The organism is Mycolicibacterium sp. ND9-15, from assembly GCF_035918395.1.
In the GTDB taxonomy this organism is placed as follows: domain Bacteria; phylum Actinomycetota; class Actinomycetes; order Mycobacteriales; family Mycobacteriaceae; genus Mycobacterium.
This window is the reverse complement of the sequence record NZ_CP142362.1, coordinates 2,651,192-2,673,627: the sequence shown is the minus strand read 5'-3', so window position 1 is coordinate 2,673,627 and position 22,436 is coordinate 2,651,192. Positions and strand designations below refer to the sequence as shown.

Annotated in this window: 26 protein-coding genes, 3 tRNA genes and 2 pseudogenes; 15 read left to right on the top strand and 16 right to left on the bottom strand. The window is 67.1% G+C overall.

Annotated features, from left to right (window positions below):
* Positions 1–30: 30 nt before the first annotated feature.
* Positions 31–474, bottom strand: a pseudogene (locus QGN32_RS13030) (ABC transporter permease family protein); the annotation flags it as partial.
* Positions 435–840: pseudogene (locus tag QGN32_RS13025) on the bottom strand (glycine betaine ABC transporter substrate-binding protein); the annotation flags it as partial. The pseudogenes QGN32_RS13025 and QGN32_RS13030, both read right to left, overlap by 40 nt.
* A gap of 82 nt (positions 841–922) precedes the next feature.
* Here QGN32_RS13025 and QGN32_RS13020 point away from each other — a divergent pair.
* A complete protein-coding gene (locus tag QGN32_RS13020) occupies positions 923–1,297 on the top strand; it encodes a LapA family protein (RefSeq protein ID WP_326544814.1) in 375 nt (124 codons plus the stop codon).
* Here the strand turns inward: QGN32_RS13020 and QGN32_RS13015 are convergent.
* Together QGN32_RS13015 and QGN32_RS13010 are read right to left on the bottom strand one after the other, a co-directional pair.
* Positions 1,294–2,322, bottom strand: coding sequence for a phosphotransferase family protein (locus tag QGN32_RS13015; protein ID WP_326544813.1), 1,029 nt, complete (start codon positions 2,320–2,322; stop codon positions 1,294–1,296). The two genes, QGN32_RS13020 and QGN32_RS13015, sit on opposite strands and share 4 nt — an antisense overlap.
* A gap of 10 nt (positions 2,323–2,332) precedes the next feature.
* Positions 2,333–2,935 (bottom strand): histidine phosphatase family protein, encoded by a 603-nt coding sequence (locus QGN32_RS13010; RefSeq protein ID WP_326544812.1) that lies wholly within the window; start codon positions 2,933–2,935, stop codon positions 2,333–2,335.
* A gap of 17 nt (positions 2,936–2,952) precedes the next feature.
* On the opposite strand from QGN32_RS13010, the gene QGN32_RS13005 reads away from it, so the two are divergent.
* Complete coding sequence (locus tag QGN32_RS13005; RefSeq protein WP_326544811.1) at positions 2,953–3,726, top strand: SDR family NAD(P)-dependent oxidoreductase; 774 nt, start codon at positions 2,953–2,955, stop codon at positions 3,724–3,726.
* Between the two features lie 78 nt (positions 3,727–3,804).
* On the opposite strand, the gene QGN32_RS13000 is transcribed toward QGN32_RS13005, so the two are convergent.
* On the bottom strand, positions 3,805–5,682 hold the full coding sequence (locus QGN32_RS13000; protein ID WP_326544810.1) for an alkyl/aryl-sulfatase: 1,878 nt from the start codon (positions 5,680–5,682) through the stop codon (positions 3,805–3,807).
* 51 nt (positions 5,683–5,733) lie between these two features.
* On the opposite strand from QGN32_RS13000, the gene QGN32_RS12995 reads away from it, so the two are divergent.
* The gene (locus QGN32_RS12995; RefSeq protein WP_326544809.1) at positions 5,734–6,276 is read left to right on the top strand and encodes a cupin domain-containing protein; all 543 of its coding nucleotides are present in this window, start codon (positions 5,734–5,736) and stop codon (positions 6,274–6,276) included.
* Here QGN32_RS12995 and QGN32_RS12990 read toward each other — a convergent pair.
* The 4 genes from QGN32_RS12990 to QGN32_RS12975 all read right to left on the bottom strand — a co-directional run bounded on the left by QGN32_RS12990 (position 6,273) and on the right by QGN32_RS12975 (position 7,465).
* Positions 6,273–6,686 (bottom strand): MmcQ/YjbR family DNA-binding protein, encoded by a 414-nt coding sequence (locus tag QGN32_RS12990; protein WP_326544808.1) that lies wholly within the window; start codon positions 6,684–6,686, stop codon positions 6,273–6,275. The two genes, QGN32_RS12995 and QGN32_RS12990, sit on opposite strands and share 4 nt — an antisense overlap.
* Positions 6,679–7,182: a metallophosphoesterase family protein gene (locus QGN32_RS12985; RefSeq protein WP_326544807.1), complete on the bottom strand. Its 504-nt coding sequence runs from the start codon at positions 7,180–7,182 to the stop codon at positions 6,679–6,681. Before QGN32_RS12985 ends, QGN32_RS12990 begins: the two co-directional genes overlap by 8 nt.
* Before the next feature lie 83 nt (positions 7,183–7,265).
* Positions 7,266–7,338 (bottom strand) — tRNA-Arg (locus tag QGN32_RS12980).
* Between the two features lie 38 nt (positions 7,339–7,376).
* A tRNA-Ser gene (locus QGN32_RS12975) sits at positions 7,377–7,465 on the bottom strand.
* 83 nt (positions 7,466–7,548) lie between these two features.
* On the opposite strand from QGN32_RS12975, the gene QGN32_RS12970 reads away from it, so the two are divergent.
* Both QGN32_RS12970 and QGN32_RS12965 read left to right on the top strand, forming a co-directional pair.
* Positions 7,549–8,604 carry a pyridoxal phosphate-dependent aminotransferase gene (locus tag QGN32_RS12970; RefSeq protein ID WP_326544806.1) on the top strand — a complete coding sequence of 352 codons (1,056 nt, stop codon included), beginning with the start codon at positions 7,549–7,551 and terminating at the stop codon, positions 8,602–8,604.
* The gene (locus tag QGN32_RS12965) at positions 8,601–9,071 is read left to right on the top strand and encodes a DUF4334 domain-containing protein (protein ID WP_326544805.1); all 471 of its coding nucleotides are present in this window, start codon (positions 8,601–8,603) and stop codon (positions 9,069–9,071) included. The genes QGN32_RS12970 and QGN32_RS12965 overlap by 4 nt, the downstream gene beginning before the upstream one ends.
* A 72-nt stretch (positions 9,072–9,143) precedes the next feature.
* On the opposite strand, the gene QGN32_RS12960 is transcribed toward QGN32_RS12965, so the two are convergent.
* Entirely contained in the window at positions 9,144–9,722 is a 579-nt protein-coding gene (locus QGN32_RS12960; RefSeq protein WP_326544804.1) for a TIGR03086 family metal-binding protein, read from the bottom strand.
* A gap of 40 nt (positions 9,723–9,762) precedes the next feature.
* On the opposite strand from QGN32_RS12960, the gene QGN32_RS12955 reads away from it, so the two are divergent.
* Together QGN32_RS12955 and QGN32_RS12950 are read left to right on the top strand one after the other, a co-directional pair.
* Positions 9,763–10,179: a hypothetical protein gene (locus QGN32_RS12955; RefSeq protein ID WP_326544803.1), complete on the top strand. Its 417-nt coding sequence runs from the start codon at positions 9,763–9,765 to the stop codon at positions 10,177–10,179.
* A gap of 19 nt (positions 10,180–10,198) precedes the next feature.
* Positions 10,199–11,014, top strand: coding sequence for a crotonase/enoyl-CoA hydratase family protein (locus QGN32_RS12950; RefSeq protein ID WP_326544802.1), 816 nt, complete (start codon positions 10,199–10,201; stop codon positions 11,012–11,014).
* On the opposite strand, the gene QGN32_RS12945 is transcribed toward QGN32_RS12950, so the two are convergent.
* Both QGN32_RS12945 and QGN32_RS12940 read right to left on the bottom strand, forming a co-directional pair.
* Positions 11,001–11,909, bottom strand: coding sequence for an NAD-dependent epimerase/dehydratase family protein (locus QGN32_RS12945; RefSeq protein ID WP_326544801.1), 909 nt, complete (start codon positions 11,907–11,909; stop codon positions 11,001–11,003). The genes QGN32_RS12950 and QGN32_RS12945 overlap by 14 nt on opposite strands.
* Positions 11,909–12,322: a hypothetical protein gene (locus QGN32_RS12940; RefSeq protein ID WP_326544800.1), complete on the bottom strand. Its 414-nt coding sequence runs from the start codon at positions 12,320–12,322 to the stop codon at positions 11,909–11,911. Before QGN32_RS12940 ends, QGN32_RS12945 begins: the two co-directional genes overlap by 1 nt.
* A 46-nt stretch (positions 12,323–12,368) precedes the next feature.
* Between QGN32_RS12940 and pdxR the strand changes: the two genes are divergently transcribed.
* Positions 12,369–13,775, top strand: a complete 1,407-nt coding sequence (pdxR, locus tag QGN32_RS12935; protein ID WP_326544799.1) for a MocR-like pyridoxine biosynthesis transcription factor PdxR — start codon at positions 12,369–12,371, stop codon at positions 13,773–13,775.
* Here pdxR and QGN32_RS12930 read toward each other — a convergent pair.
* Positions 13,757–13,843, bottom strand: a tRNA-Ser gene (locus QGN32_RS12930). The two genes, pdxR and QGN32_RS12930, sit on opposite strands and share 19 nt — an antisense overlap.
* Positions 13,844–13,882: 39 nt before the next feature.
* Positions 13,883–14,395, bottom strand: a complete 513-nt coding sequence (locus tag QGN32_RS12925; RefSeq protein ID WP_326544798.1) for a MarR family winged helix-turn-helix transcriptional regulator — start codon at positions 14,393–14,395, stop codon at positions 13,883–13,885.
* Positions 14,396–14,474: 79 nt separating this feature from the next.
* On the opposite strand from QGN32_RS12925, the gene QGN32_RS12920 reads away from it, so the two are divergent.
* Positions 14,475–15,446: an NAD(P)H-quinone oxidoreductase gene (locus QGN32_RS12920; RefSeq protein ID WP_326544797.1), complete on the top strand. Its 972-nt coding sequence runs from the start codon at positions 14,475–14,477 to the stop codon at positions 15,444–15,446.
* 4 nt (positions 15,447–15,450) lie between these two features.
* On the opposite strand, the gene QGN32_RS12915 is transcribed toward QGN32_RS12920, so the two are convergent.
* A complete protein-coding gene (locus QGN32_RS12915; RefSeq protein ID WP_326544796.1) occupies positions 15,451–16,647 on the bottom strand; it encodes a cysteine desulfurase-like protein in 1,197 nt (398 codons plus the stop codon).
* Positions 16,648–17,007: 360 nt separating this feature from the next.
* Here QGN32_RS12915 and QGN32_RS12910 point away from each other — a divergent pair, with 360 nt between their 5' ends.
* From QGN32_RS12910 to QGN32_RS12890, 5 genes are all read left to right on the top strand, one after another.
* Entirely contained in the window at positions 17,008–17,514 is a 507-nt protein-coding gene (locus QGN32_RS12910) for a bacterial proteasome activator family protein (RefSeq protein WP_326544795.1), read from the top strand.
* Positions 17,515–17,524: 10 nt separating this feature from the next.
* Positions 17,525–18,316, top strand: a complete 792-nt coding sequence (wzt, locus tag QGN32_RS12905; RefSeq protein WP_326544794.1) for a galactan export ABC transporter ATP-binding subunit Wzt/RfbE — start codon at positions 17,525–17,527, stop codon at positions 18,314–18,316.
* Between the two features lie 10 nt (positions 18,317–18,326).
* The gene (gene glfT1 / locus QGN32_RS12900) at positions 18,327–19,247 is read left to right on the top strand and encodes a galactofuranosyltransferase GlfT1 (protein ID WP_326544793.1); all 921 of its coding nucleotides are present in this window, start codon (positions 18,327–18,329) and stop codon (positions 19,245–19,247) included.
* A complete protein-coding gene (wzm, locus tag QGN32_RS12895; protein ID WP_326544792.1) occupies positions 19,244–20,074 on the top strand; it encodes a galactan export ABC transporter permease subunit Wzm/RfbD in 831 nt (276 codons plus the stop codon). The genes glfT1 and wzm overlap by 4 nt, the downstream gene beginning before the upstream one ends.
* A 768-nt stretch (positions 20,075–20,842) precedes the next feature.
* The gene (locus tag QGN32_RS12890; RefSeq protein ID WP_326544791.1) at positions 20,843–21,154 is read left to right on the top strand and encodes a TFIIB-type zinc ribbon-containing protein; all 312 of its coding nucleotides are present in this window, start codon (positions 20,843–20,845) and stop codon (positions 21,152–21,154) included.
* Here QGN32_RS12890 and QGN32_RS12885 read toward each other — a convergent pair.
* Entirely contained in the window at positions 21,151–21,897 is a 747-nt protein-coding gene (locus tag QGN32_RS12885) for a phosphotransferase family protein (protein WP_326544790.1), read from the bottom strand. The genes QGN32_RS12890 and QGN32_RS12885 overlap by 4 nt on opposite strands.
* A gap of 84 nt (positions 21,898–21,981) precedes the next feature.
* Here QGN32_RS12885 and QGN32_RS12880 point away from each other — a divergent pair, with 84 nt between their 5' ends.
* Positions 21,982–22,380, top strand: a complete 399-nt coding sequence (locus QGN32_RS12880; RefSeq protein ID WP_326549049.1) for a GtrA family protein — start codon at positions 21,982–21,984, stop codon at positions 22,378–22,380.
* The last annotated feature ends 56 nt before the right edge of the window (positions 22,381–22,436 follow it).

Genomic DNA, 22,436 nt, shown 5'->3' with positions numbered 1-22,436 from the left:
TTTTCTCGGAGCCGCCTGCTTCACTCACCCCTATACCGTAGGCGAAGGATCCCCCCGTTCGGAACGTGCGTGGACGGAGGTTTTTCGGGCGCGGTGTGATGTTGCGCGCTCTCGGGATTCGAGGACGACCTCGTCACCGAGAAAGGGCTGCGGCATGGCGCGTCCGCGATTGCGCAGGCGTCCGGTTCCCGGCACCGACGCCCACACCGCGAACGCGAGCGCGCCCTCGAAGAGCAGCGCCAGCGCCGTCACCATCAGAGCGCCGACCAACGCGAGATGGAACTGCCGCACCTTGATGCCGTCGATGAGGTAGCGGCCCAGCCCGCCGAGGCTGGCGTAGGCGGCCACGGTCGCCGTCGCCACCACCTGCAGCGTGGCGGTACGCAGCCCGCCCAGGATCAACGGCATCGCGATCGGGGTCTGGACCCGCAGCAGGATGCGCCGCTCGCCCCGCTGGTGAGCGCCTGCACGGTCGCGGTCCGCCGCCGTCGCTGATCGCGACGAAGTTCGCGGGCGCGATGTCGAGGCCGTAGGAGTCCTCGAGCCCCACCAACCCAGTGACGCGGGTCCGAAACTCCGACGGCGCACCGACTTTCACCTCGGCGGAATGCTCGGCCAGGTCGCCGATGGTCTTGAGGTTCCACCGCTGTGCCGTCGCCTCGGTCACCGCGAGGGTGTCCTTGTCCTCCGCCGCAGACGGATACAGGATCGACAGATCTCCGGGGAGCGCCTTGAACAGCGCCAGCAGGACCGCGTCGGGGGTGGTGCGGTGGTGTCCTCGTTGAAGTACTGCAGCAGGTTGCCGGTGTACTCGGGGATGAGGTCGATGGAATGGTCCTGTCCCAGTCCTCTCGCGCCGTCGTTGGTTGGACACTATCCAGAGGTGGTTTCATTCGCCGAGCGAAAGGGCAAAGATGGTCCCATGACCACCGATCCGTCAGTACCACCCGATTCGCCGGCGACGGGTGCGGGCCGGGGGACACCGCCGGATCCGACCGCCACCGCGGGTGAGTACCTGGTCAAACCCGAGTCCGCCCTGAAGTTCACCCGGGCCGCAGCACTGTGGTCCGCACTGATCACCGGTTTCGTGGTGCTGATCGTGCTGTTGGTGTTCATCATGCAGAACACCGACACGACGACCATCCACTTCCTGCCGTGGGAATGGAATCTTCCTCTCGGCGTTGCCATTCTGTTGGCCGCCGTCTGCGGTGGCTTGCTGACCGTCGCCGTCGGCACCGCCAGGATCGTTCAGCTGCGGCGGGCGGCCAAGAAGAACTTCAAGGGTCGCAACGCTTAGCTCTTCAGCGCACTCAGGCCCTCGGCGATCAGCGGACCGACGGCCTTGTCCACCTCATCGGTGTCGGCCGCGACACCGCCCCCCATGCGCGCTCGAAACGCGATGCCCGCGGCGATGATCGCGACCTTGAAGTAGCCCAGCGCAAGGTAGAAATCCCAGTGATCCAACGTCTGCCCGGCCGCTTGCGAGTACCGGTTCGCGAGGTCGTCGGCCGCCGGCATGCGCGGCGAGGCCCACGCCGAACTCGCGTGGATCACGTTGAACAACGGGTGACGGTAGACGCACATCAGTGCGGCGTCGCTGATCGGGTCGCCCAGCGTGGACATCTCCCAGTCCAGCACGGCGAGCACCTTGGTGGCATCCTCGACGTCGAGCATCGTGTTGTCGATCCGGTAGTCTCCGTGCACGATCGAGCTGCGGCCCTGCGCCGGAATGGCATCGCCCAGCGCCGCGTGCAACCGGCGGACATCCGCGTCGAACGGGTCGTTCTCGCGCTGCACGAGCTCCCATTGCGAACCCCAGCGACGCACCTGGCGCTCGAGATACCCCGCGGGCTTGCCGAAGTCGCCGAGGCCGACCGCCTCCGGGTCGACGGCGTGCAGATCGGCCAGCACCTTGATCAGCGCATCGACGGTGTCGCTGATCGCGGACTCGTCGCCGAGCGCTTCGAGTTCGTCTGCGTGGCGCACGACCCGGCCCGCCACATACTCGACCATCTGGAACGGCGCGCCGAGCACCGAGTCGTCGTTGCGCATGGTCACCGCGCGAGGGACGGGAACCGCCGTGTTCTGCAGCGCGGCGACCACCTTGTACTCGCGGGCCATGTCGTGCGCCGACGGCGTCAGGCCGTGCAGCGGCGGCCTGCGCAGCACCCACTTCGACTGGTCGTCGGACACCAGGAAGGTCAGGTTGGACCGGCCGCCGGAGATCAACTCGGCGCGCAGATCACCCGAGCGCGCGATGCCCTCCGACCGCAGATGGCGGTCCAGGGCGTCGAGGTCGAGCCCGTCCAGAGAGGCGGTCATTCGCAAATGTCTACCACTGCTGGTTTCTGGGCAGCAGATCCCATACGTGCTCGGTGGCGTTGACGCCCGCCACGAAGAAGGTCTCGCGCGACGACGAGTACAGCAGCCGGGTGATGCCGGCGTAGTCCACTTGCACGCACAGCAGTCGCTCGGTGGCCATGACGTCGTGCACCAGGGCGTTGATGACACCGCCGTGACTGAACAGCGCGACGGTGTCCTCGCGGTCGGCGCCCCGCACGATGTCGTCGACTCCGGCCTTGACCCGGGCGATGAACGCCGACTGGTCCACGCCGGTTGGCAGCTCGCCGTTGGCCAACCGCCGCATGTCCTCCTCGGAGATCTCCTCGACTGGGGTGTAGTGCGAGAGGTCGCGGTCGTACTCGGCCAGTCGCTCGTCGATGTCGACAGACAACCCCAGCGCCTCGGCGACCGGTTCGGCCGTCTGCACCGCGCGCCGTTGTGGGCTGCTGACCAACCGCGAGACCGGGAACCGGGCGAGCGCCTCGGGCAGGCGTCTGGCCTGTTCGATGCCTTCTTCGGAGAGGTCGGGATCGGAGCCCTGGCCGGGCTCGCTGCGGAGCGGTAAGGCATGTCGGATGATGAGCAACTGCACCGTGCCACCATAGAGCCGTGGGATCCGACAACGATTTCGTAGCCGAACTGTTCGACCTCACCGACCGGGTGGTGCTGGTCACCGGCGGCAGTCGCGGGCTGGGCAAAGAGATGGCGTTTGCCGCCGCCCGGTGCGGCGCCGACGTGGTGATCGCCAGCCGCAAGTACGGCTCCTGCGCGGCCACGGCCGAGGAGATCACCGCCGCGACCGGACGCGCGGCGCTGCCCTACCAGGTGCACGTCGGTCACTGGGACGAGCTGGACGGGTTGGCGGATGCGGCGTACGAGCGCTTCGGCAAGGTCGACGTGCTCATCAACAACGCGGGTATGTCGCCGCTGTACGAGTCGTTGGGTTCGGTCACCGAGAAGCTGTTCGATTCGGTGATCAACCTGAACCTGAAGGGCCCGTTCCGGTTGTCCGCGTTGGTCGGTGAGCGCATGGTCGCCGACGGTGGCGGCTCGATCATCAACGTGAGCTCGAGCGGTTCGCGCCGGCCCCGACCCGAGCAGTTGCCCTATTCGGCGGCCAAGGCGGGGCTCAACGCGTTGACCGAGGGCCTCGCGCTCGCCTACGGCCCGTCCGTGCGGGTCAATACGCTGATGCCCGGTCCTTTCCTCACCGACATCAGCAAGGCGTGGGACATCCCGGCGACGACAGCGGGTGCCCAGCACTTCGCTTTGAAGCGACTCGGCGAGCCACCCGAGATCGTCGGCGCCGCACTGTATCTGATGTCGGACGCGTCGAGTTACACATCGGGTTCGATCATCCGTGTCGACGGCGGGATGCCGTGATTATTGGTGCGCCGAAATAGCATTCCTGGGCGTAATTTCGCCGGATTCACAGCCAGGAATGCTATTTCGCGGGCCGGGCTACGGCGTGATGATGTTGAAGCCCGGGTCGGGGCGGTCCAACACGGCGATCAGCGACTGCAGCGCCGCGGCGTCGCCCGATATGTCCAGGCCGGGTGAGCTGTTGTCGCCGGCGGCGAGCGCCAGCAGGCGCGGCTTGCCGACCAGCGTGACGGTCGCCTGAGCCGACGCCGCGTCCGCCGCCACCTTGCGGTGCACCAGCACGCCGTTGCGCAGCGTGAGCCGGTAGTTGGTGGCGGTGTCGAGGAAGGTGATGTCGACGGCGATGTCCAAATCCCATGCGCCCGGGCCGTTCACGTTGAGCGCGAACGCGTCGAACATCTGCTCGGGAGTGAGCTGGCCCAGGACCGACGGCGACGCGCTCTGGGTGGGGGTGCCGAAGTTGCCGTCTCGCAGTTCGGTCGCGCCCGACAGAAAGAAGTTGCGCCACACGGCGTTCTCGGCGCCGTACGCGAGTTGCTCGAGCGTGTCCGCGTAAAGGGCGCGGGCTTCGGCGTGGTTCTCGTCGGTGAATACGGCGTGATCCAAAAGCGTTGCAGACCAGCGGTAGTCGCCGTCTTCGAAAGCCTTGCGCGCGATCTCGACGACGCGGTCGAGACCTCCCATCGCCTCGACGTACCGAGGTCCGATCGCGGCTGGCGGATGCGCCCACAACCGGCCCGGGTTGCCGTCGAACCAGCCCATGTAGCGCTGGTAGACCGCCTTGACGTTGTGACTGACCGAGCCGTAATAGCCGTGAGCGTGCCATGCCTTCTCCAGCGCCGGCGGCAACTGGAAGTTCTCGGCGATCTCGACCCCGGTGAAGCCCTGGTTGAGCTGGCGCAGGGTCTGGTCGTGCAGATACGAGTACAGATCCCGTTGCAGCGAAAGGTATTCCACGATGCGGTCGCGACCCCAGGTCGGCCAGTGATGCGAGGCGAACACGACGTCGGTGCGGTCGGCGAACGTGTCGATCGCCTCGGTCAGATAGCCGGCCCAGCCGTGTGGATCACGCACCAGCGCCCCGCGCAGCGTCAGCAGATTGTGCAGGTTGTGGGTGGCGTTCTCGGCCATGCACAGCGCACGGAATCTCGGGAAGTAGAAATGCATTTCGGCGGGGGCTTCGGTGCCCGGTGCCATCTGGAACTCGATCTCGACGCCGTCGATGGTGTGGGTCTCGCCGGTCTTCTTGATGTCGACGGTCGGCACGATCAGCGCCACCTCGCCGGTCGACCCGACCTGTCCCAGCCCGCAGCCGACCTGTCCCTGGGGACCGCGCGCCAGGGCAGCGCCGTACATGTAGCCGGCGCGTCGCGCCATCGCCGTTCCCGCGTAGACGTTTTCCTGCACGGCGTGCTCGGTGAAATGCTCGGGCGCGATGATCGCGACCCGGCCCGCGTCGACGTCAGCCTGGGTGGTGACCCCGAGCACGCCGCCGAAATGGTCGACGTGGCTGTGGGTGTAGATAACAGCGCTGACGGGGCGGTTTCCGCGGTGTTCGCGGTACAGCGCCAGCGCCGCGGCAGCGGTCTCGGTGGAGATGAGCGGGTCGATCACGATGACGCCGCTGTCGCCCTCGATGAAGCTGATGTTGGACAGGTCGAGTCCCCGCACCTGGTAGATGCCCTCGACCACCTCGTAGAGGCCCTGTTTGGCGCACAGTTGGCTCTGCCGCCAGAGGCTTGGGTGCACGGACGTCGGCGCGTCCGCGGCGAGAAACGAGTAGGCGTCGTTGTCCCAGACCACCCGACCGTCGGCGGCCTTGATCACACACGGTTCCAGAGCCCCGATGAAGCCGCGGTCGGCGTCGTCGAAGTCGGCGGTGTCGTCGAACGGCAGCGCGCTGAGGTGCTCCCGGTGGGCGGACTCGATGACGGCGGTGGGCGGTTTCTGCTCCATGACGCCACGATATTCACCCCAGTGTCGGCTCGCGGCTGGTTCACTGAGCCCATGGGTGTACGTCGAGTGGTGACCGGGCACGACGCGTCCGGCAAGTCCGTATTCGTCAGCGACCGGACCGTGGCGCCGCAACTGCCCGCGTTGATGCCCGCTGCCGAGTTCCACCTGCTGTGGGGCGGGGACAAAACCCCGCAGTTCCCGGACGACGGGGCGATGCCGCAGTGGCACACCTACTTCCCGCCGGTCGGTGGCTTTCGGTTCGGGATGTTCACGGTGCCGCCGCGCGTGGCGGACGCCGAGCAGGCGTTCCTGACAGCCGAGGAGGCGCTGGCCGATCTGGAGGCCAAGCTACCCGGACTGGCCGGCTACATGGACCCGTCGGATCCGGGCATGCACACCACCGCCACCATCGACTTCGAGGTCGTGCTCGACGGCACCATCGTCCTCGAACTCGATGACGGCGCTGAAGTCACCCTCAGTACGGGAGACACGGTGGTGCAGAACGGAACTCGGCACCGTTGGAAGAACCCAGGCGACAAGCCGGCCCGGCTGGCGTTGTTCATCTGCGGGGCCGAGCACGCCAACGTCGGCTAATCCTGGCGCTCGCCCAGCCACTGTTCGCCTCGGCGTTTGGAGGCGCGCGACAGCCAAGCGTCCTGAATGAGCTCGGTCAGCTCGACCTTTCCGATTTCGGCTAACCGGCTGGCGCGCACCAAAACCGACGGGTGCCCCTCGAAACGGTCGGTGGTGAAGAACGGCGACGCGGGGTCCTGGACGAGCGCCAGCTTGTCCATCTCCGACTCGACCCAGATCATGATCACGTCGGCGTAGCGTTCGCCGGTCTCCGGGTCTTCGGCGTCGGGTTGAGGGGTGCGGAAGAACACGAACGACTTGCCGCCCACCTGGTAGATCGCGTTGCCCTTCGGCCCTTCGATGCGCTTGGCGTGCGGCATCGAGGCGGCGATCGCGTGTACGTCGGCCACCCGCGCCGGCCGGTCACGCACGGCGGTCCAGCCGGTGTAGCACGACGTCGGACAGCGTGCCGTTTCGCGCCATCGCGGTCATGTACGTGCAATGGGGCTGGCGGCGCCGGTCGGTTGGTGAGCCCGGATTGAGAAGACGCAGACCGGTCTTGGCGGTCGTGTCCCACGGGATATGACTGTGGCCGAACACCAGCACGTCGGTATCGGGATACTCGCGGGACATCCGCGCCTCGCGACCGGTCGCGGCACCGGTCTCGTGCACGACGGTGAACCGCAGACCCTCGAGCGTCACGTCGGCACGTTCGGGCAGCCGCTGCCGTAGTTCGGCGCCGTCGTTGTTGCCCCAGCAGGCGACGAGACGCTTGGCGCGAGCGTCGAGCGCGTCGAGCAATGCCGGTTCCACCCAGTCGCCGGCGTGTATGACGACGTCGGCCCCGAGCACCTCGTCCCAGACGCCCCCGGGCAGGTCGCGGGCGCGCTTCGGGACATGGGTGTCGGCGATCAGCAGCAGCCGCATGCCGCTATCTTCGCCGAACGTGCGCTGAGCGCGAAAAGTCGACCCGAAAATCGCAGTGGCGGCACACTCGCGAGAAGAAACAGCGCGCCCGAAGGGATTCGAACCCCTAACCTTCTGATCCGTAGTCAGATGCTCTATCCGTTGAGCTACGGGCGCTTGTGTTCAGTTGTCTTGGCTGACGTGGTCAACCGCGGCGGAGGCGAGAGGATTTGAACCTCCGGTCGCCTTTGAGGGCGACAACTCATTAGCAGTGAGCCCCATTCGGCCGCTCTGGCACGCCTCCCGACGATTACCGCCGATCCGACAGCGTACACAGGGGCCGCCGCGCGAGGCAAAGCGCATACGGCCGACCCATAAACTGTTGCGGTGACCGTCCGGCTGCGCCCCGAACTGGCTGATCTGCCCGCATACACCCCCGGCAGGACCGTTCCCGGCGCAATCAAGATCGCCAGCAACGAGACCGTGCATCCGCCGTTGCCGAGCGTGCGGGCCGCGATCGAGAAGGCCGTCGACGGCATCAACCGCTATCCCGACAACGGCTACGTCGAACTCCGGGAGCGGCTCGCCAAACACGTCGACTTCGCCCCCGAGCACGTCTCGGTGGGCTGCGGGTCGGTCAGCCTGTGCCAGCAGTTGATCCAGATCACCTCGACCGTCGGCGACGAGGTGTTGTTCGGATGGCGCAGCTTCGAGATCTATCCGCTGCAGGTGCGCACGGCGGGAGCCACGCCCGTCCCAATCCCGCTGACCGACCACACTTACGACCTCGACGCGATGCTGGCCGCGATCACCGACCGCACCCGGCTGATCTTCGTGTGCAACCCGAACAACCCGACGGGCACCGTCGCCGCCCCCGACGCACTGGCCCGCTTCGTCGCCGCGGTGCCGCCGCACATCGTGATCGCGCTCGACGAGGCCTACGTCGAGTACATTCGCGAGCCGATGCTGCCCGACAGCTTCGGCCTGGTCCGTGCTCATCCCAACCTTGTTGTGTTGCGGACGTTTTCGAAGGCCTACGGGCTGGCCGGCCTGCGGATCGGTTACGCGGTGGGCGACCCGGACCTCATCGCCGCGCTCGGCAAGGTGTACGTGCCCTTCACCGCGACCAGCGTGTCGCAGGCCGCCGCGATCGCGTCGCTCGACGCCGCCGACGAACTGCTCGAGCGCACCGACTTCGTCGTCGCCGAGCGCTCCAGGGTGACCGCTGAACTGCGCGACGCCGGCTATACCGTGCCGGATTCCCAGGCCAACTTCGTCTGGCTGCCGCTGCCCGGGCGCGCTCAGGAGTTCGCCGCGACGTCGGCGGAGAACCGCATCATCGTTCGGCCCTACGGCGACGACGGGGTGCGGGTCACTGTCGCCGCAACGCATGAGAACGACGCGTTCATCGAGTTCGCCCGGCGCTGGAAAGGAAGCACATGACCTCGACCCACACTGCCCGTGAAACGTTCACCGAGCTCACCGAGCGCACCGGGCAGATCTCCGACGAAGAACTCGACGCGTTCTGGGCCACGCTGCGACCGGCCACCATCGACTTCATGCTGGGCGAGTGGAAGGGCGGCGAGTTTCACACCGGGCACAAGGCCAACGGGTTCATGGAACGCCTCGACTGGTTCGGCAAGACCTTCCACTCCGCGACCGACGCCAAGCCGTTGGTGTGCCTGGACGCCGACGGCAACAAGTACTCCAACACCGAGGCGATGAAGGGTGAGGCCAGTCTCTGGATGGAGGAGTTCCGCGGTGAGGTGACGGCCTCGATGGTCTACGACGGCGCGCCGGTGCACGACCACTTCAAGGTCGTCGACGAGAACGCGGTCGTCGGCATCATGAACGGCAAGGGTGCCCTCGACGGGACCAGACACCTGTACTTCTATCTCGAGCGGGTGTGACGCTCGCGAAATCGACACCAGGGTCGTGAGAAGGGGCCGATCCACGACCCTGGCGTACGTCTCGCGAAGTGCCTACGCCCGCCGACCGGTATAGGCGAGCAACCGCGTCAGCGCATCTGCATCGGCGGCGACATCGATCGGGTCGTCGAAACCGACGTTGACGCGACCCTCCGGCGTGATGATCTTGTGCGCAAGCCCCAGCAAATAGTCGGACAACGACTCTGGGGCGGTCACCTCACGCCCGACCGCCGCGGCGTAATCCCACGCGTGCACGAGGAACTCGATCGAGAGCACACCGACCATCACATTGGCCGGTGCCTCGTTGCCGCCGAACTGCACGGTGCCGTCCAGGCCACGGCGCTGCCATGCGTCGAGCGTGGACCGGCCCGCGAACACCACCTGCTGCTCGACTGACGCGTCGCGGTCACGCTCGGTGAACTCCGCGCCCGCCATCGCGCCGATCGTTGTGATCGAGCTGAGCAGGTGATCGGTCAGCGCGGCCACGTCGAACTCGCGGCACGGGGTCTGCTTGTGCAGGTCGTCGGCGGCGATGCCGTGCAGCACGTGCTGTAATACGGCGAACGATTTCTCCGCACTCCGCAGTTGGTCGGTCGGCGGCGATTCGGGTCCTGCGCGCAAGTCCTCGGGCATGACGCCACGCTACGTCGCCGTTGGGCATATCGTTGCCGGGGTGAAGACGCATGTGCGGCTGGCGGCCGCGGTGCTGGTCCTCGTCGCCGTCACGACGGCATGCCAGCGCACCACGGAGGGCTCCGTCGCGATGACGACCGAACCGGGGCCGCCGTTGACCTCCCCGTCGATTCCGGGTTTGCCGGACATCGGGCTTCCCGATATCCCGCTGCCCACCCGCAACACCGACGTCCCGGTCGTGCCCGCGCCGCCGAATGCTTTGTCGATGACGTGCGAGGAGTACAACGGGCTCGACGAGCCGACCCAGGTCGCCGTGATCCGCGAGATCCTCAAGCAGGAGGGCAACCCGCTCGGCCCCAACGGAGAAGGCATCGGCCAGATGCTCGTCGGCGCCGCCTGCCAGTTCCTGCCGAGCGCCACTGTGAACGAGGTCCTGCTCGGCAAGCCGCCCGGCTGACGAACTAGCGTGTTGGGCCATGGGCGAGGCTTACGAATCCGTCACCGTCGACGTCTCCGACCACGTCGCCCGGGTGACGTTGATCGGTCCAGGCAAGGGCAACGCCATGGGCCCGGCGTTCTGGGCCGAGTTGCCCGACGTGTTCGGCACGCTGGACGACGATCCGGAGGTCCGCGCCATCGTGCTGACCGGATCCGGTAAGAACTTCAGCTACGGACTGGATCTGGTCGCGATGGGCGGCAGCCTGCCCGGCCTGGACGCCGGCGCGAAGGGTCGACTCGGCTTCCACACCACGCTGCAGAAGATGCAGGGCGCGATCAACGCGGTCGCAGACTGCCGCACGCCCACCATCGCCTCGGTGCACGGTTGGTGCATCGGCGGGGGCGTGGATCTGATCAGCGCGGTGGACATCCGCTATGCCAGCGCCGATGCCAAGTTCTCTGTGCGCGAGGTGAAACTGGCGATCGTTGCCGATGTCGGCTCGCTGGCCAGGCTGCCGCTGATCCTGTCCGATGGCCATCTGCGCGAGTTGACGCTGACCGGTAAGGACATCGACGCGGCACGCGCCGAGAGGATCGGTTTGGTCAACGACGTGTACGACGATGGCGACTCCGCTCTGGCTGCGGCGCATGCAACGGCCGCCGAGATCGCCGCCAATCCGCCGCTGACGGTGCGTGGTGTCAAGGATGTGCTCGACCAGCAGCGCATCGCCCGGGTGTCGGAGAGCCTGCGCTATGTGGCCGCATGGAATTCGGCGTTCCTGCCGTCGAAAGATCTGGGCGAAGCAGTCACCGCGATGTTCGAGAAGCGGCCACCGAACTTCACCGGCGAATAGGGGTCCATCCCAATTCGGTCTTGGCCTTGGCATTCGATAGAGGCAGCCAGGTGTCGCCGAACGCAGCCACCCCGTACGGTGCCACGAGCTTGACCAGTGTGCGCGGGATGCGCAGATACCGGCGTCGCCCCAGCTTTTCGGCCAGTTCTCGCGTGTAGTCGTTGAAGGACTGCGGGCGGTCGTCGACAATGTTGTAGATCTGCCCGCCCCGACCGCGGTCGAGCGCATCCGCGGTGGCCGTTGCGACGTCGTCGATGTGGGCCCAGCCCACGATCCCCGAGCCACCCATGTCCAACGCCACACGCCATCTCGCCATCCGCGTGAACATCTCGTCGTGCGGTACGCCCGGTCCGTAGAAAGCCCCGTAGCGCAACACGATTCCCTCGGTGTCACTCTCCTCGGCGGAGGACAGAATCTTCTGCTCCATCCCGCGCATCGCCGCCAGCATCGCGTCCCCGCCGGGCGGCGGCGGACCGGGATACGGATTGCTCTCGTCCATCAGCGCCGGACCCGAAGCCGAATAGCCGTAGGCGAAAATCACCGACTCGGCGACGATGCGCCGCACACCGGCACGCTGCGCGGCCGCCAGGAGGTTGGGCGCACCGAGCCCCCACAACTTTCGCGCAGGCTCGAAATCCCTGACCCGCATGGGTCCATGCTTCGGCAATGTGGTCAACAGCGACACCACCACTTCCGGGCCGACATCCGCGACCGCCTTGTCGACGCCGTCGGCATCGAAGACGTCGACCACCATGGGCTTGGCTCCCGCTGTTGCTATCTGCGCCGTTTTGGACGACGACCGGGTCAGTCCGACCACCTCGTGACCGCGAGAGGTCAGCTCCCGCAACAACGGAACACCCGGCACACTCGTCGCGCCGGCTACCAGTACGCGCATCAGCGTCCTTTCCTTTCCGTAATGACGTTGGCGCGCAGCGCCATCGCCAGGATCAATGTCGTGAGCACCAAGCCGCCGGCTTCCAGCCACCCGATCCACTCGCCCGCGCCGTGGTGCGGGTCGATCAGGTGGCTGATCGCATGCAGCGCCCAGTGCAGCGTCGCGAAGGTCAGCGCCGGAGTGCGCCAGGTCGGCCACCGCACCGCGACGAGCAGCATGAGTCCCTGTGGCACTTCGAAGGTGGCGTTGTCGAAGATGTAATGGTCGTTGCGCACGCCGAAGTTGCCGAGCGTGTCGAAGAACGCCCCGGGCGCGAACATCATGAACAGACCCACGGACAGCGCATACAGCCCGAAGACGATGAGCGTCACCTCGACCAACCCGGCCCTTGTGCGCGTCGGTGTCGTTGTCATACGGTCACGCTAGTTCCTCACTGGCCTCAAGATAGGCTCCAATCTCGTGGCGAAATCGGGTACCACTTCCGGCCCGGAGCTTCTGCTGGAACTCGATCGCAGCGCCACCGACCCGCTGCACCGCCAACTCGCCGACGGTCTGCGGGGCGCCATCCGCGCAGGACTCCTGGCACCGGGAACACGACTGCCGTCGAGTCGGGTGCTGGCCGCCGACCTCGGAGTTTCCCGGCGGCTGGTGGTCGACGCCTACGGCCAACTCGTTGCCGAGGGGTTCCTGCTCGGCCGACGCGGGTCGGGCACGATCGTCGCCACGGTCGACACCATGGAGCTGCCGATCCGTGGCCTCGACGGACCGAACCCGCGCTACGACATCGACTTCCTGCCGGGATCACCGGACCTCCGGAGCTTTCCACGTGATGCGTGGCTACGGGCACTGCGGCAGGGACTGGCCGAGATCGGATCGGATGCATTTGGCTACGTCGCGCCCCAAGGGCTGTTCGCGGCGCGGGTCGCGGTGGCCGACTACCTGCGCCGTACCCGCGGTGTCCACGCCGACCCGCATCACATCGTGCTGTGTTCGGGCGCGACCCAGGCCGTGGCGTTGCTCGCCCAGGTGCTGTCCACGACCTCGCTGGCGATGGAGGACCCTGGGTTCTGGTTGCACCGAAAAGTGCTTGAACACAACGGGATCGATCCCATCCCCGTTCCCGTCGACGAGGACGGTCTCGATATCGATGCGCTGACGGCCAGCGCTGCGGACACGGTACTCGCCACCCCCGCGCACCAGTCGCCGACCGGGGTCGTGCTGTCGGCCGCGCGTCGGACCGAGCTGATGGACTGGGCACGAGGCGATCGTCTCGTCATCGAGGACGACTACGACGCCGAGTACCGCTACGACCGTGCGCCCGTCGGCGCGTTGCAGGGCATCGCGCCCGATCGCGTCGTCTACGTCGGCTCGACCAGCAAGACCCTGGCCCCAGGCCTGCGCATCGGCTGGATGGTGCTGCCCGCCCACCTCATCGGTGTCGTAGTTCGCGCGAAAGGTCTTGCGGACACCGGAAGTTCGGTGATGGACCAATTGGCGTTCGCACAGCTGCTGGCCTCCGGAGGATACGACCGGCACCTGCGCCAGATGCGTCGGCGCTACCTGACGCGGCGCGACGCCATGCTGCGGGCACTTCGCCAATACTTACCTCAGGCGACCGCGCTCGGCGCTGCGGCCGGTGTCCATCTGACCGTGCGGTTTCCCGACGGCTTCCCAGTCGAGGACCTGGTGCGCCGGGCCGCTGCCGATCGCGTTCGCGTCGAGCCGCTCGCACCGTGTTACGCAGACCCGGCGTCTGCACCGCCGGGTCTGCTCCTCGGCTACGCCAACCTCACTGAGACACAGATCGATTCGGGCGTGCAGATGTTGGCACGCGCCGCTCTGAGCTGCGGTGGCGGAGGGATTTGAACCCCCGGACGGTGTTAGCCGTCTCTCGCTTTCAAGGCGAGTGCATTAGGCCGCTCTGCCACGCCACCGCCGACAAGGGTACGGCACAGCCGCGGCGAGGAGATCGCTCAGACGCGGCCGAGCTTGGCGTTCGAGGACCCGTTCTTGAGCGCGACGCTGATCCGCCTGCTGTTCTCGCCCATCGCCGCGACCTGAGGCCGCGACAATCGGCCGAGAAAATGCGTGCGCACACCCTCGCCGTACGTGATCATCGCCTCATGCACCGCGGCCCGGCCGTCCTCTGTGATGCTGGCCAGCACACCGCGACCGTCGTCGGGGCTGGCCCCGCGACGCACCAGGCCCTGCAGTTCCAGCCGACGGATCTGCCTGGTGACCCGGCTGGGTAGCGACATCAATCCCTCGGCGAGATCGCCCATGCGGGCCGATCCTGTCGCGGACTTGTCCAAGATGTCGAGCAACCGCACGTCGTTCAGCGTCAGGTGGTGTTTGTCCACAAGCGACCGGTTCAAGGTCGCGTACAGGCGCAGCGCCGCATCCAAAAAGTTTTGCCAGGATCGCTGTTCTGCGATGTCCAGCCCCGGCATATCCCCCGCGGTACGACCCGCGATAATCCCCTCCATGCGGTCATAGTAGAACGGCCGTGACATTGCTGGCGAGAGATTCGCCAGACTGTTCTCGCAGGCTAGTACCGTTATCCGGATGCACGCGATCGTGGCCGGGCCGGATGGCCGATTGAGCTGGCAAGAAGTTCCCGACATCGCGCCCACCGGCGACGAGCTGCTGATCAAGGTGGCCGCCGCCGGGATCAACCGCGCCGACCTGCTGCAGGCGGCGGGCAACTATCCCCCGCCGCCCGGCGCGAGTGAGATCCTCGGTCTCGAGGTTTCCGGAACGGTTGCGGCGGTCGGCAAGACCACCGAATGGTCGGTCGGACAACAGGTCTGCGCATTGCTGGCCGGCGGTGGGTATGCCGAGTACGTGGCGGTGCCGGCCGGCCAGGTAATGCCGCTTCCCGCCTCGGTGCCCCTTCACGAGGCGGCCGGTTTGCCCGAGGTGGCCTGCACGGTGTGGTCGAACGTGGTGATGACGGCCGGCCTGACGGCAGGACAACTGATGCTCGTTCACGGCGGCGCCAGCGGCGTCGGCACCCACGCCATCCAGGTGGGCCGGGCCATCGGCAGCCGCGTGGCCGTGACCGCCGGATCGGCCCACAAGCTCGACCTGTGCGCCGAGCTCGGGGCGGACGTGACGATCAACTACCGCGACGAAGACTTTGTGGCGCGGGTCAAGGCCGAGGGGGGCGCCGACGTGATCCTCGACATCATCGGTGCGGCCTACCTGGACCGCAACATCGACGCGCTGGGTCACGACGGCCGGTTGGTGATCATCGGGATGCAGGGCGGCGTGAAGGCCGAACTCAACATCGGCAAGCTGCTCGGCAAGCGTGCGGGGGTCATCGCCACCGCGCTGCGCGCACGTCCGGTCAGCGGCCGCGGCAGCAAGAGCGAGATCGTCGCCGAGGTGGTGGCCAATGTCTGGCCGTTGGTCGAAAGCGGCCAGGTGCGGCCGATCATCGGTGCGGAGTACCCGGTGCAGGAAGCCGGCGCGGCGCACGAGCTCCTGCAGTCCGGTGACGTATCCGGGAAAGTTCTTCTGCGCGTATCGGATTAGCGCGTCAGCCCAGCGATGCGAGCGCGCGGACCAGCTGATCGACCTCGGCGGTGGTGGTGTAGTGCGCCAGGCCCACCGTCACGGCGCCACCGATGTCGTTGACGCCGATCACGTCCAGCACGCGCGAGCTCGAGTTCGAGATCGCCAGGATGCCGTTGTCGGCCAGCCGCTGCACCACCCGATCTGCGGGCACATCTCTGACCGCGAAGCTCAGCACAGGGATCCGCGATTCGGGTTGGCCGATGACCATCACGGTCGACAGTGACCGCAGCGACACCATCAGATAGTCGAACAGCCTGCTCATGTACGAGTTCGCCGACTGCATCGAGACGGCGAGCCGTTCGCGACGCGTGCCCTTAGCGTTCTCGTCCAGGGAGGCCAGGTATTCGGTGCTCGCCACCACTCCGGCGAGCAGGCCGAACTGATGCGCGCCGAGCTCCAGGCGCGCCGCCCCCGTCGCATGCGGGTCCAGCGACACCGAACCGAACGTATCGATGAGCGAGGGGTCACGGAAGACCAGCGCACCGATCGGCGGCCCGCCCCAGGCCAGCGCGTTGACCGCCACCACGTCCGCGTCGATCTCGTCGATGTCGATCAACTGGTAGGGCGCGGCGGCGGAGTGGTCGACCACGACCAGTGCGCCCTGGTCGTGGGCGAGCTTCGTCACCGCTCGGAGGTCGGTCATCGTGCCCAAAGTGGATGAGGCAGAAGCGATTGCAACCAGCCGGGTCGGCCTGGTGATCAGGCTCTCCCACTGCCAGCTGGGCAGTTCGCCGGTTTCGATGTCGACCTCAGCCCACTTCACCTTCGCCCCGTACCGGTTGGCGGCACGCAGCCACGGCGCGATGTTGGCCTCGTCATCGAGGCGGGTGACCACCACCTCATACCCGAGACCGACCCGCGAAGACGACGCGTCCGCCAGCGAGGTCAGCAGGATGGCGCGGTCGGCGCCCAGCACTACGCCGCGCGGGTCGGCGTTGACCAGGTCGGCCACCGCCAGCCGGGCGGCCTCCAGTACCGCGGCGCTGCGCCGGGCCGACGGGTGTGGACCGAGCGGCGTGGCCATCGACCCGCGAAAAGCCGTGGACACCGCGCGCCCGACAGCGTCGGGCAGCAGCATGCCGTGCTGGGCGTCGAAACGCACCCACCCATCGCCCAGAGACGGGTGCAACCCGCGCACCCGGGCGACGTCGTATGCCATGCCAGCCCACCTTCGAGCGTCCGTGGTTCACAAACCGACACGATTCTGGCCGATGATTGGCCCGACCCGCCATGTCGGACTGGGTCTGTTGCGCAGCCATACTAGTCCAGTGACCTTGGCTGTCGGCACCCGAAGCCGGTTGTCGTTGCTGGTCAGCGCCGGACCAGCCGTTGGCCCGGCCGACCGGCTGCTGCCGGGTTTGCGGTGGGGGCAAAGGTCCACGTCGCCCCCGGCGCGGCAATCGAGGCGTGCGCAACGGACTAGTGTCGCTAGATGGTTCGCGGCCGCGTGCGGGGATCGCGAGGTCCCCGCAGCTGCGAGTGCCGTGGATTAGTCCGAACCTAGAGGGAACCCAGGAGTATGACCGACGACGACAACATCGAGATCATCAGCGGCAATGCCGCCGACGCCGATGCCGACGAGGAGCAGGACGGCAAGTCGCTGACCGACCTCGTCGAGCAGCCGGCGAAGGTGATGCGGATCGGCACCATGATCAAGCAGCTCCTCGAGGAGGTGCGGGCCGCGCCGCTCGACGACGCCAGCCGCACCCGGCTCCGTGAGATCCACCGCACCAGCATCACCGAGCTGGAAGAGGGACTCGCCCCGGAGTTGCGGGACGAACTCGAACGGCTCACGCTGCCGTTCACCGAGGACGGTGTGCCTTCGGACGCCGAGTTGCGGATCGCACAGGCGCAGTTGGTCGGCTGGCTGGAGGGCCTGTTCCACGGCATCCAGACCGCGCTGTTCGCCCAGCAGATGGCCGCCCGCCAGCAGTTGGAGCAGATGCGCGGCCAGGGCGCGCTGCCGCCCGGAATGGCCATGCGCGGCGGACCGCCGGGGCAACACGGGACCGGGCAGTACCTGTAGGAGCCGGTTGGTGGTCCCGCACATCGAAACCCGCAACGCGTGGGTGGAGTTTCCGATCTTCGACGCGAAGTCGCGCTCGCTGAAGAAGGCTTTCCTCGGCAAGGCCGGCGGCGCGATCGGACGCAACGAATCCAACGTCGTGGTCATCGAGGCGCTGCGGGACATCACCATGTCGTTGAAGCTCGGCGACCGGGTGGGCCTGGTGGGGCACAACGGCGCGGGCAAGTCGACGCTGCTGCGACTGCTGTCGGGCATCTACGAGCCGACCCGCGGGGTGGCGAGGGTCAACGGACGGGTGGCGCCGGTGTTCGACCTCGGCGTCGGTATGGACCCGGAGATCTCGGGTTTCGAGAACATCGTCATCCGCGGCCTGTTCCTGGGGCAGACCCGCAAGCAGATGATGGCCAAGGTCGACGAGATCGCCGAGTTCACCGAGCTCGGCGACTACCTGTCGATGCCGTTGCGCACGTACTCGACGGGTATGCGGGTGCGTCTCGCGATGGGCGTGGTGACCAGCATCGACCCCGAGATCCTGCTGCTCGACGAGGGCATCGGCGCGGTGGACGCCGAGTTCCTGAAGAAGGCGCAGAGCCGGCTGGCCCAGCTGGTGGCGCGCTCCGGCATCCTCGTGTTCGCCAGCCATTCCAACGAGTTCCTGGCCCGGCTCTGCAACACCGCGATGTGGATCGACCACGGCACCATCAAGATGGCCGGCGGCATCGAGGACGTCGTGCGGGCCTATGAGGGCGAGGACGCCGCCCGGCACGTCCGGGAAGTCCTCGAAGAGACGCGCTCAGCATGACCGGCACGCGATGAGCCGCTCGCGCGAAGAGCAGAAGACCGTCTGCGCGGTGGTGGTCACCCACCGGCGGCCCGACGAACTGGCCAAATCGCTGGAGGCGGTGTCGGCTCAAACCCGCGTGCCCGACCATCTGATCGTCGTCGACAACGACAACGACTCGCGCGTCGCCGAGCTGGTGTCCGGCCAGCCCGTCCCGACCACGTATCTGGGCTCCCGGCGAAACCTCGGTGGCGCAGGCGGTTTCGCGTTGGGCATGCTGCATGCCCTGGCCCTGGGTGCGGGCTGGGTTTGGCTGGCCGACGACGACGGGCGACCCGCCGACTCCGAAGTACTGAGCACCCTTCTCGAATGCGCCACCCGCCACCATCTGGCGGAGGTGTCGCCGATGGTGTGCGATATGAACGACCCTGGGCGACTGGCGTTTCCACTGCGCCGGGGCCTCGTGTGGCGGCGCCGCGCCGACGAGTTGCGCACCGAATCCGGCGCAGACCTACTGCCGGGCATCGCCTCGCTGTTCAACGGGGCCTTGTTCGCGGCGGCTACGTTGGACGCGATCGGCGTACCGGACCTGCGGTTGTTCGTGCGCGGCGACGAGACCGAGCTACACCGCAGGCTGGTGCGCTCCGGCCTGCCGTTCGGCACCTGTCTGAACGCGGTGTACCTGCACCCGCAGGGCGGCGACGAGTTCAAACCCATCTTCGGGGGCCGGATGCACACCCAGTATCCGGAAAGCGCTGCCAAACGTTTCTATACCTACCGGAACCGCGGCTATCTGCTGTCCCAACCAGGATTGCGGCGGCTGCGGTTTCAGGAGTGGGCGCGCTTCGGTTGGTTCTTCCTGGTGTCGCGCCGTGATCCCGCCGGGCTCATGGAGTGGATCCGATTGCGGCGCATGGGCCGTAAGGAGAGGTTCGGGAGGCTTGCACAGTGACCTTCACCGACGCCGCCGGGCAGTCGAAGACGATGGGACGGGCATGGGGCGACCTCGTCGACGGCTTCGGCAAGCACGAACTGTGGCTGCACCTCGGCTGGCAAGACATCAAACAGCGCTACCGCCGCTCGGTGCTCGGCCCGTTCTGGATCACGATCGCCACCGGTGCCACCGCGGTCGCCATGGGCCTGCTCTATTCGAAGCTGTTCAATCTCGAACTGGCCGAACACCTTCCGTACGTCACGCTCGGGTTGATCATCTGGAACCTGATCAACGCAGCGATTCTGGAGGGCGCCGACGTGTTCGTCGCCAACGAAGGGCTGATCAAGCAGTTGCCCACGCCGCTGTCGGTGCACGTGTATCGACTGGTGTGGCGGCAGATCATCCTGTTCGGCCACAACATGATCATTTTCGTGATCATCGCGATCATCTATCCCAAGCCGTGGAAGTGGACGGATCTGGCGGTCATCCCAGCGCTGGGACTGATCGTGCTGAACTGCATCTGGGTGTCGTTGTGCTTCGGTATCCTGGCCACCCGCTACCGCGACATCAGCCCGCTGCTGGTCAGCCTGGTACAGCTGTTGTTCTTCATGACGCCGATCATCTGGAACGAGTCGACCCTGCAGCAGCAGGGCGCGGGCTCGTACGCCAAAATCATCGAACTCAACCCGCTGCTGCACTATCTCGACATCGTGCGGGCCCCGTTGCTTGGCGCCGACCAGGAACTGCGCCATTGGCTGGTGGTGATCGTGTTGACGGCGATCGGCTGGATTCTCGCGGCCTTCGCGATGCGCCAGTACCGCGCCCGCGTCCCGTACTGGGTCTGACGGAGTTACGTTGCCCAGGCGACGCTTCGGTGCGTCTGTTCGGTGACAAGCGTGACCAAAGTCCCTAACCCTCGTACCTGCGCCTGTCCTAGGATTTTTCGCGGGGCCATAACAGATGGGGGAGACGGTCATGAAACCGGGTTCGGCTACGTTTGGTGCGATGTATGCGGCCGCGATCGCCGCTGCGATCGCTTGTCCCCCAGCCGCTTTGGCTGACACTTCGAATTTCGACGGCACATATTTCGCGCAATCGGCGGACGGCCAAACCACGTTATGGACCGTGTCTTCTGATTGTGAAACCGAGGGCTGCCGGGCGCACTTCACAACCGCTGGCGGGTGGAGCGGCGACCTCACGATGACCGGCGGTCGATGGGTCGGCACGACGTTCATCACTCGCGCCTACCACTGCTTCCTCCAATGGCACGACGGCGATGTCACTTTTTCCGTTGACCCGGTTTCACTCACCGGTAGTTACTGGGCGGCGCCCAATCCCCACTGCAATCCTCCTCCAATGAGTTTCACACTGAGCCGCAGCGGGGGATCAGCGCCACTACCGCCACCGTCATCACCACCGCCGGGGTCGCCGCCACCGGGCTGGAAGCCTCCTGCGAATCTGCCAGGTTTCGAAGGACCTTTCCCACCCGGGGTCAACCCGTCGACTGGCATGCCACAGGATCCGAACATCGGCATCACCGGCGGCTAGGCAGGATTGGCCGGCCTTCCTACTGGACGCGGAACCTCACCGCCCCCGGCAACCGTTATCCGGAAATGAGCATCCCGCCATACCAGCCGCCCTCTACACCGTCCGGCGCCGCCGGCACACTGACGTGCCCGAAGTGCGCGGGCTCGATGCGCACCTACGACCGCAACGGCATCCACCTCGAGCAGTGCGACACCTGCCGGGGGATCTTCCTCGACTTCGGCGAGCTCGAGTCGCTCACCGAGATGGAGAACCGGTTCGTGCAGGCCCCGCCGCCCCCGCCCGCACAGCCGGGCTACGGCTACGGTCCGGGCTGGGGGCACCGCGGCAACAAGTACTACCGCAAGCAGGGGTTCGGCCGGCTGTTCTTCTCCAGCTAGAGCATTCGCGCGCAGGCCCCCAGCAGTAGCTCGTCGCCGGGATGGTGGGCCGCAGCCTGTACGACGGCCGCCCGGGCGAACGTGTCGAGCACCGGCCAGGGGTCGCCGTCCGGCAGGGCGGGTCCGCCCGCGGCGCGGTAGGCGTCGACGAAGCGAGCCCAGTCGTCGTCGGGGATCAGCCCGGCGGCCCAGAATCCGGCCGGCCGTGCCAGGTCCCACGCCGGATCGCCGACTCCCAGATCGTCGACGTCGATGAGCACCCACGGGGCTTCGGCATGTTCGCGACCGAGTTGGCCGAGATGCCAGTCCCCGTGCACCAACGTCAGCGGACGGTTCGGTGAGCCGGACCGCCACACCGCATCCGGAAGACCGGCCGCGGCACGCCGCACCGCGGGGTCACCGTTCGAGCGCAGCGCGTCCACCGCCCGTCGCATCCGCTGCGGCCAGCCATGCGCGGGCACCCGAGGCGGCCACGATTCGGAGTGCAGCCGGGCCAGCAGCCGCCCGGACTCGGACCACGGCACGGATCCCGGTTGTGGTGCAAGGGTTTCCACCCACGGCCATCGGCTTCGCCACCGTCCTTCGACTGGCTCCGGGACGGGCAGAAGCGGCGAGAGCAGGGCCGTCGACCGGGCGGCGACACCCAGTCGTACCGTCAGTGCGCGCGGGTCGGTTCCGGGCCGATGCAGCTTGTAGACGACGTCTCCGTCGACGACGATCTCCGCACCGGACCGGGTCCGCACACCTGCAAACCTAGCGGCCAAGGCCGCGCTGAGCGCCACGCCGACAGCGCTGCGCCGTAAGCTGCCCGGGTGGCCGAGCCCCCGATGCAGCCCAGCCTGACCCTGGGCACCCAGGTGTGGCGGTTCATCGTCACCGGCGGCTTCTCGGCCATCGTCGACTTCGGGCTCTACGTCGCGATGCTCGCCGCGGGTCTGCACGTCAACGTGGCCAAGACCCTCAGCTTCATCGCCGGCACCACCACGGCCTATCTGATCAACCGCCGATGGACCTTTCAGGCGCCGCCGAGCGCCGCGCGGTTCATCGCGGTGTGTGCGCTCTACGCGGTGACCTACGCAGCTCAGGTCGGCATCAATTACGTGTTCTATACGGCGTGGGAGGACAAGCCGTGGCGGGTGCCGGTCGCGTTCGTCATCGCCCAGGGCACCGCGACGGTCATCAACTTCGTCGTGCAGCGGATGGTGATCTTCCGTCTTCAGTCGTAACGGGCCGTGCTGTCGCCTCACCGGCGACCCGGCTCATGGCGCCGTGTCCTGCGTCG

Bases quoted from the DNA above. Each gene is read 5' to 3' on its own strand.
- glfT1 (WP_326544793.1), top strand. From the start codon at position 18,327: ATGAGCCGCTCGCGCGAAGAGCAGAAGACCGTCTGCGCGGTGGTGGTC.
- QGN32_RS13000 (WP_326544810.1), bottom strand. From the start codon at position 5,682: ATGGAGCAGAAACCGCCCACCGCCGTCATCGAGTCCGCCCACCGGGAG.
- QGN32_RS12995 (WP_326544809.1), top strand. From the start codon at position 5,734: ATGGGTGTACGTCGAGTGGTGACCGGGCACGACGCGTCCGGCAAGTCC.
- QGN32_RS12920 (WP_326544797.1), top strand. From the start codon at position 14,475: ATGCACGCGATCGTGGCCGGGCCGGATGGCCGATTGAGCTGGCAAGAA.
- QGN32_RS12950 (WP_326544802.1), top strand. From the start codon at position 10,199: ATGGGCGAGGCTTACGAATCCGTCACCGTCGACGTCTCCGACCACGTC.
- QGN32_RS13015 (WP_326544813.1), bottom strand. From the start codon at position 2,322: ATGACCGCCTCTCTGGACGGGCTCGACCTCGACGCCCTGGACCGCCAT.
- QGN32_RS13020 (WP_326544814.1), top strand. From the start codon at position 923: ATGACCACCGATCCGTCAGTACCACCCGATTCGCCGGCGACGGGTGCG.
- QGN32_RS12965 (WP_326544805.1), top strand. From the start codon at position 8,601: ATGACCTCGACCCACACTGCCCGTGAAACGTTCACCGAGCTCACCGAG.
- QGN32_RS12890 (WP_326544791.1), top strand. From the start codon at position 20,843: ATGAGCATCCCGCCATACCAGCCGCCCTCTACACCGTCCGGCGCCGCC.
- QGN32_RS12910 (WP_326544795.1), top strand. From the start codon at position 17,008: ATGACCGACGACGACAACATCGAGATCATCAGCGGCAATGCCGCCGAC.
- QGN32_RS12960 (WP_326544804.1), bottom strand. From the start codon at position 9,722: ATGCCCGAGGACTTGCGCGCAGGACCCGAATCGCCGCCGACCGACCAA.
- QGN32_RS12940 (WP_326544800.1), bottom strand. From the start codon at position 12,322: ATGACAACGACACCGACGCGCACAAGGGCCGGGTTGGTCGAGGTGACG.
- QGN32_RS12925 (WP_326544798.1), bottom strand. From the start codon at position 14,395: ATGGAGGGGATTATCGCGGGTCGTACCGCGGGGGATATGCCGGGGCTG.
- QGN32_RS12880 (WP_326549049.1), top strand. From the start codon at position 21,982: ATGCAGCCCAGCCTGACCCTGGGCACCCAGGTGTGGCGGTTCATCGTC.
- QGN32_RS12915 (WP_326544796.1), bottom strand. From the start codon at position 16,647: ATGGCATACGACGTCGCCCGGGTGCGCGGGTTGCACCCGTCTCTGGGC.
- QGN32_RS12985 (WP_326544807.1), bottom strand. From the start codon at position 7,182: ATGCGGCTGCTGCTGATCGCCGACACCCATGTCCCGAAGCGCGCCCGC.
- QGN32_RS12945 (WP_326544801.1), bottom strand. From the start codon at position 11,909: ATGCGCGTACTGGTAGCCGGCGCGACGAGTGTGCCGGGTGTTCCGTTG.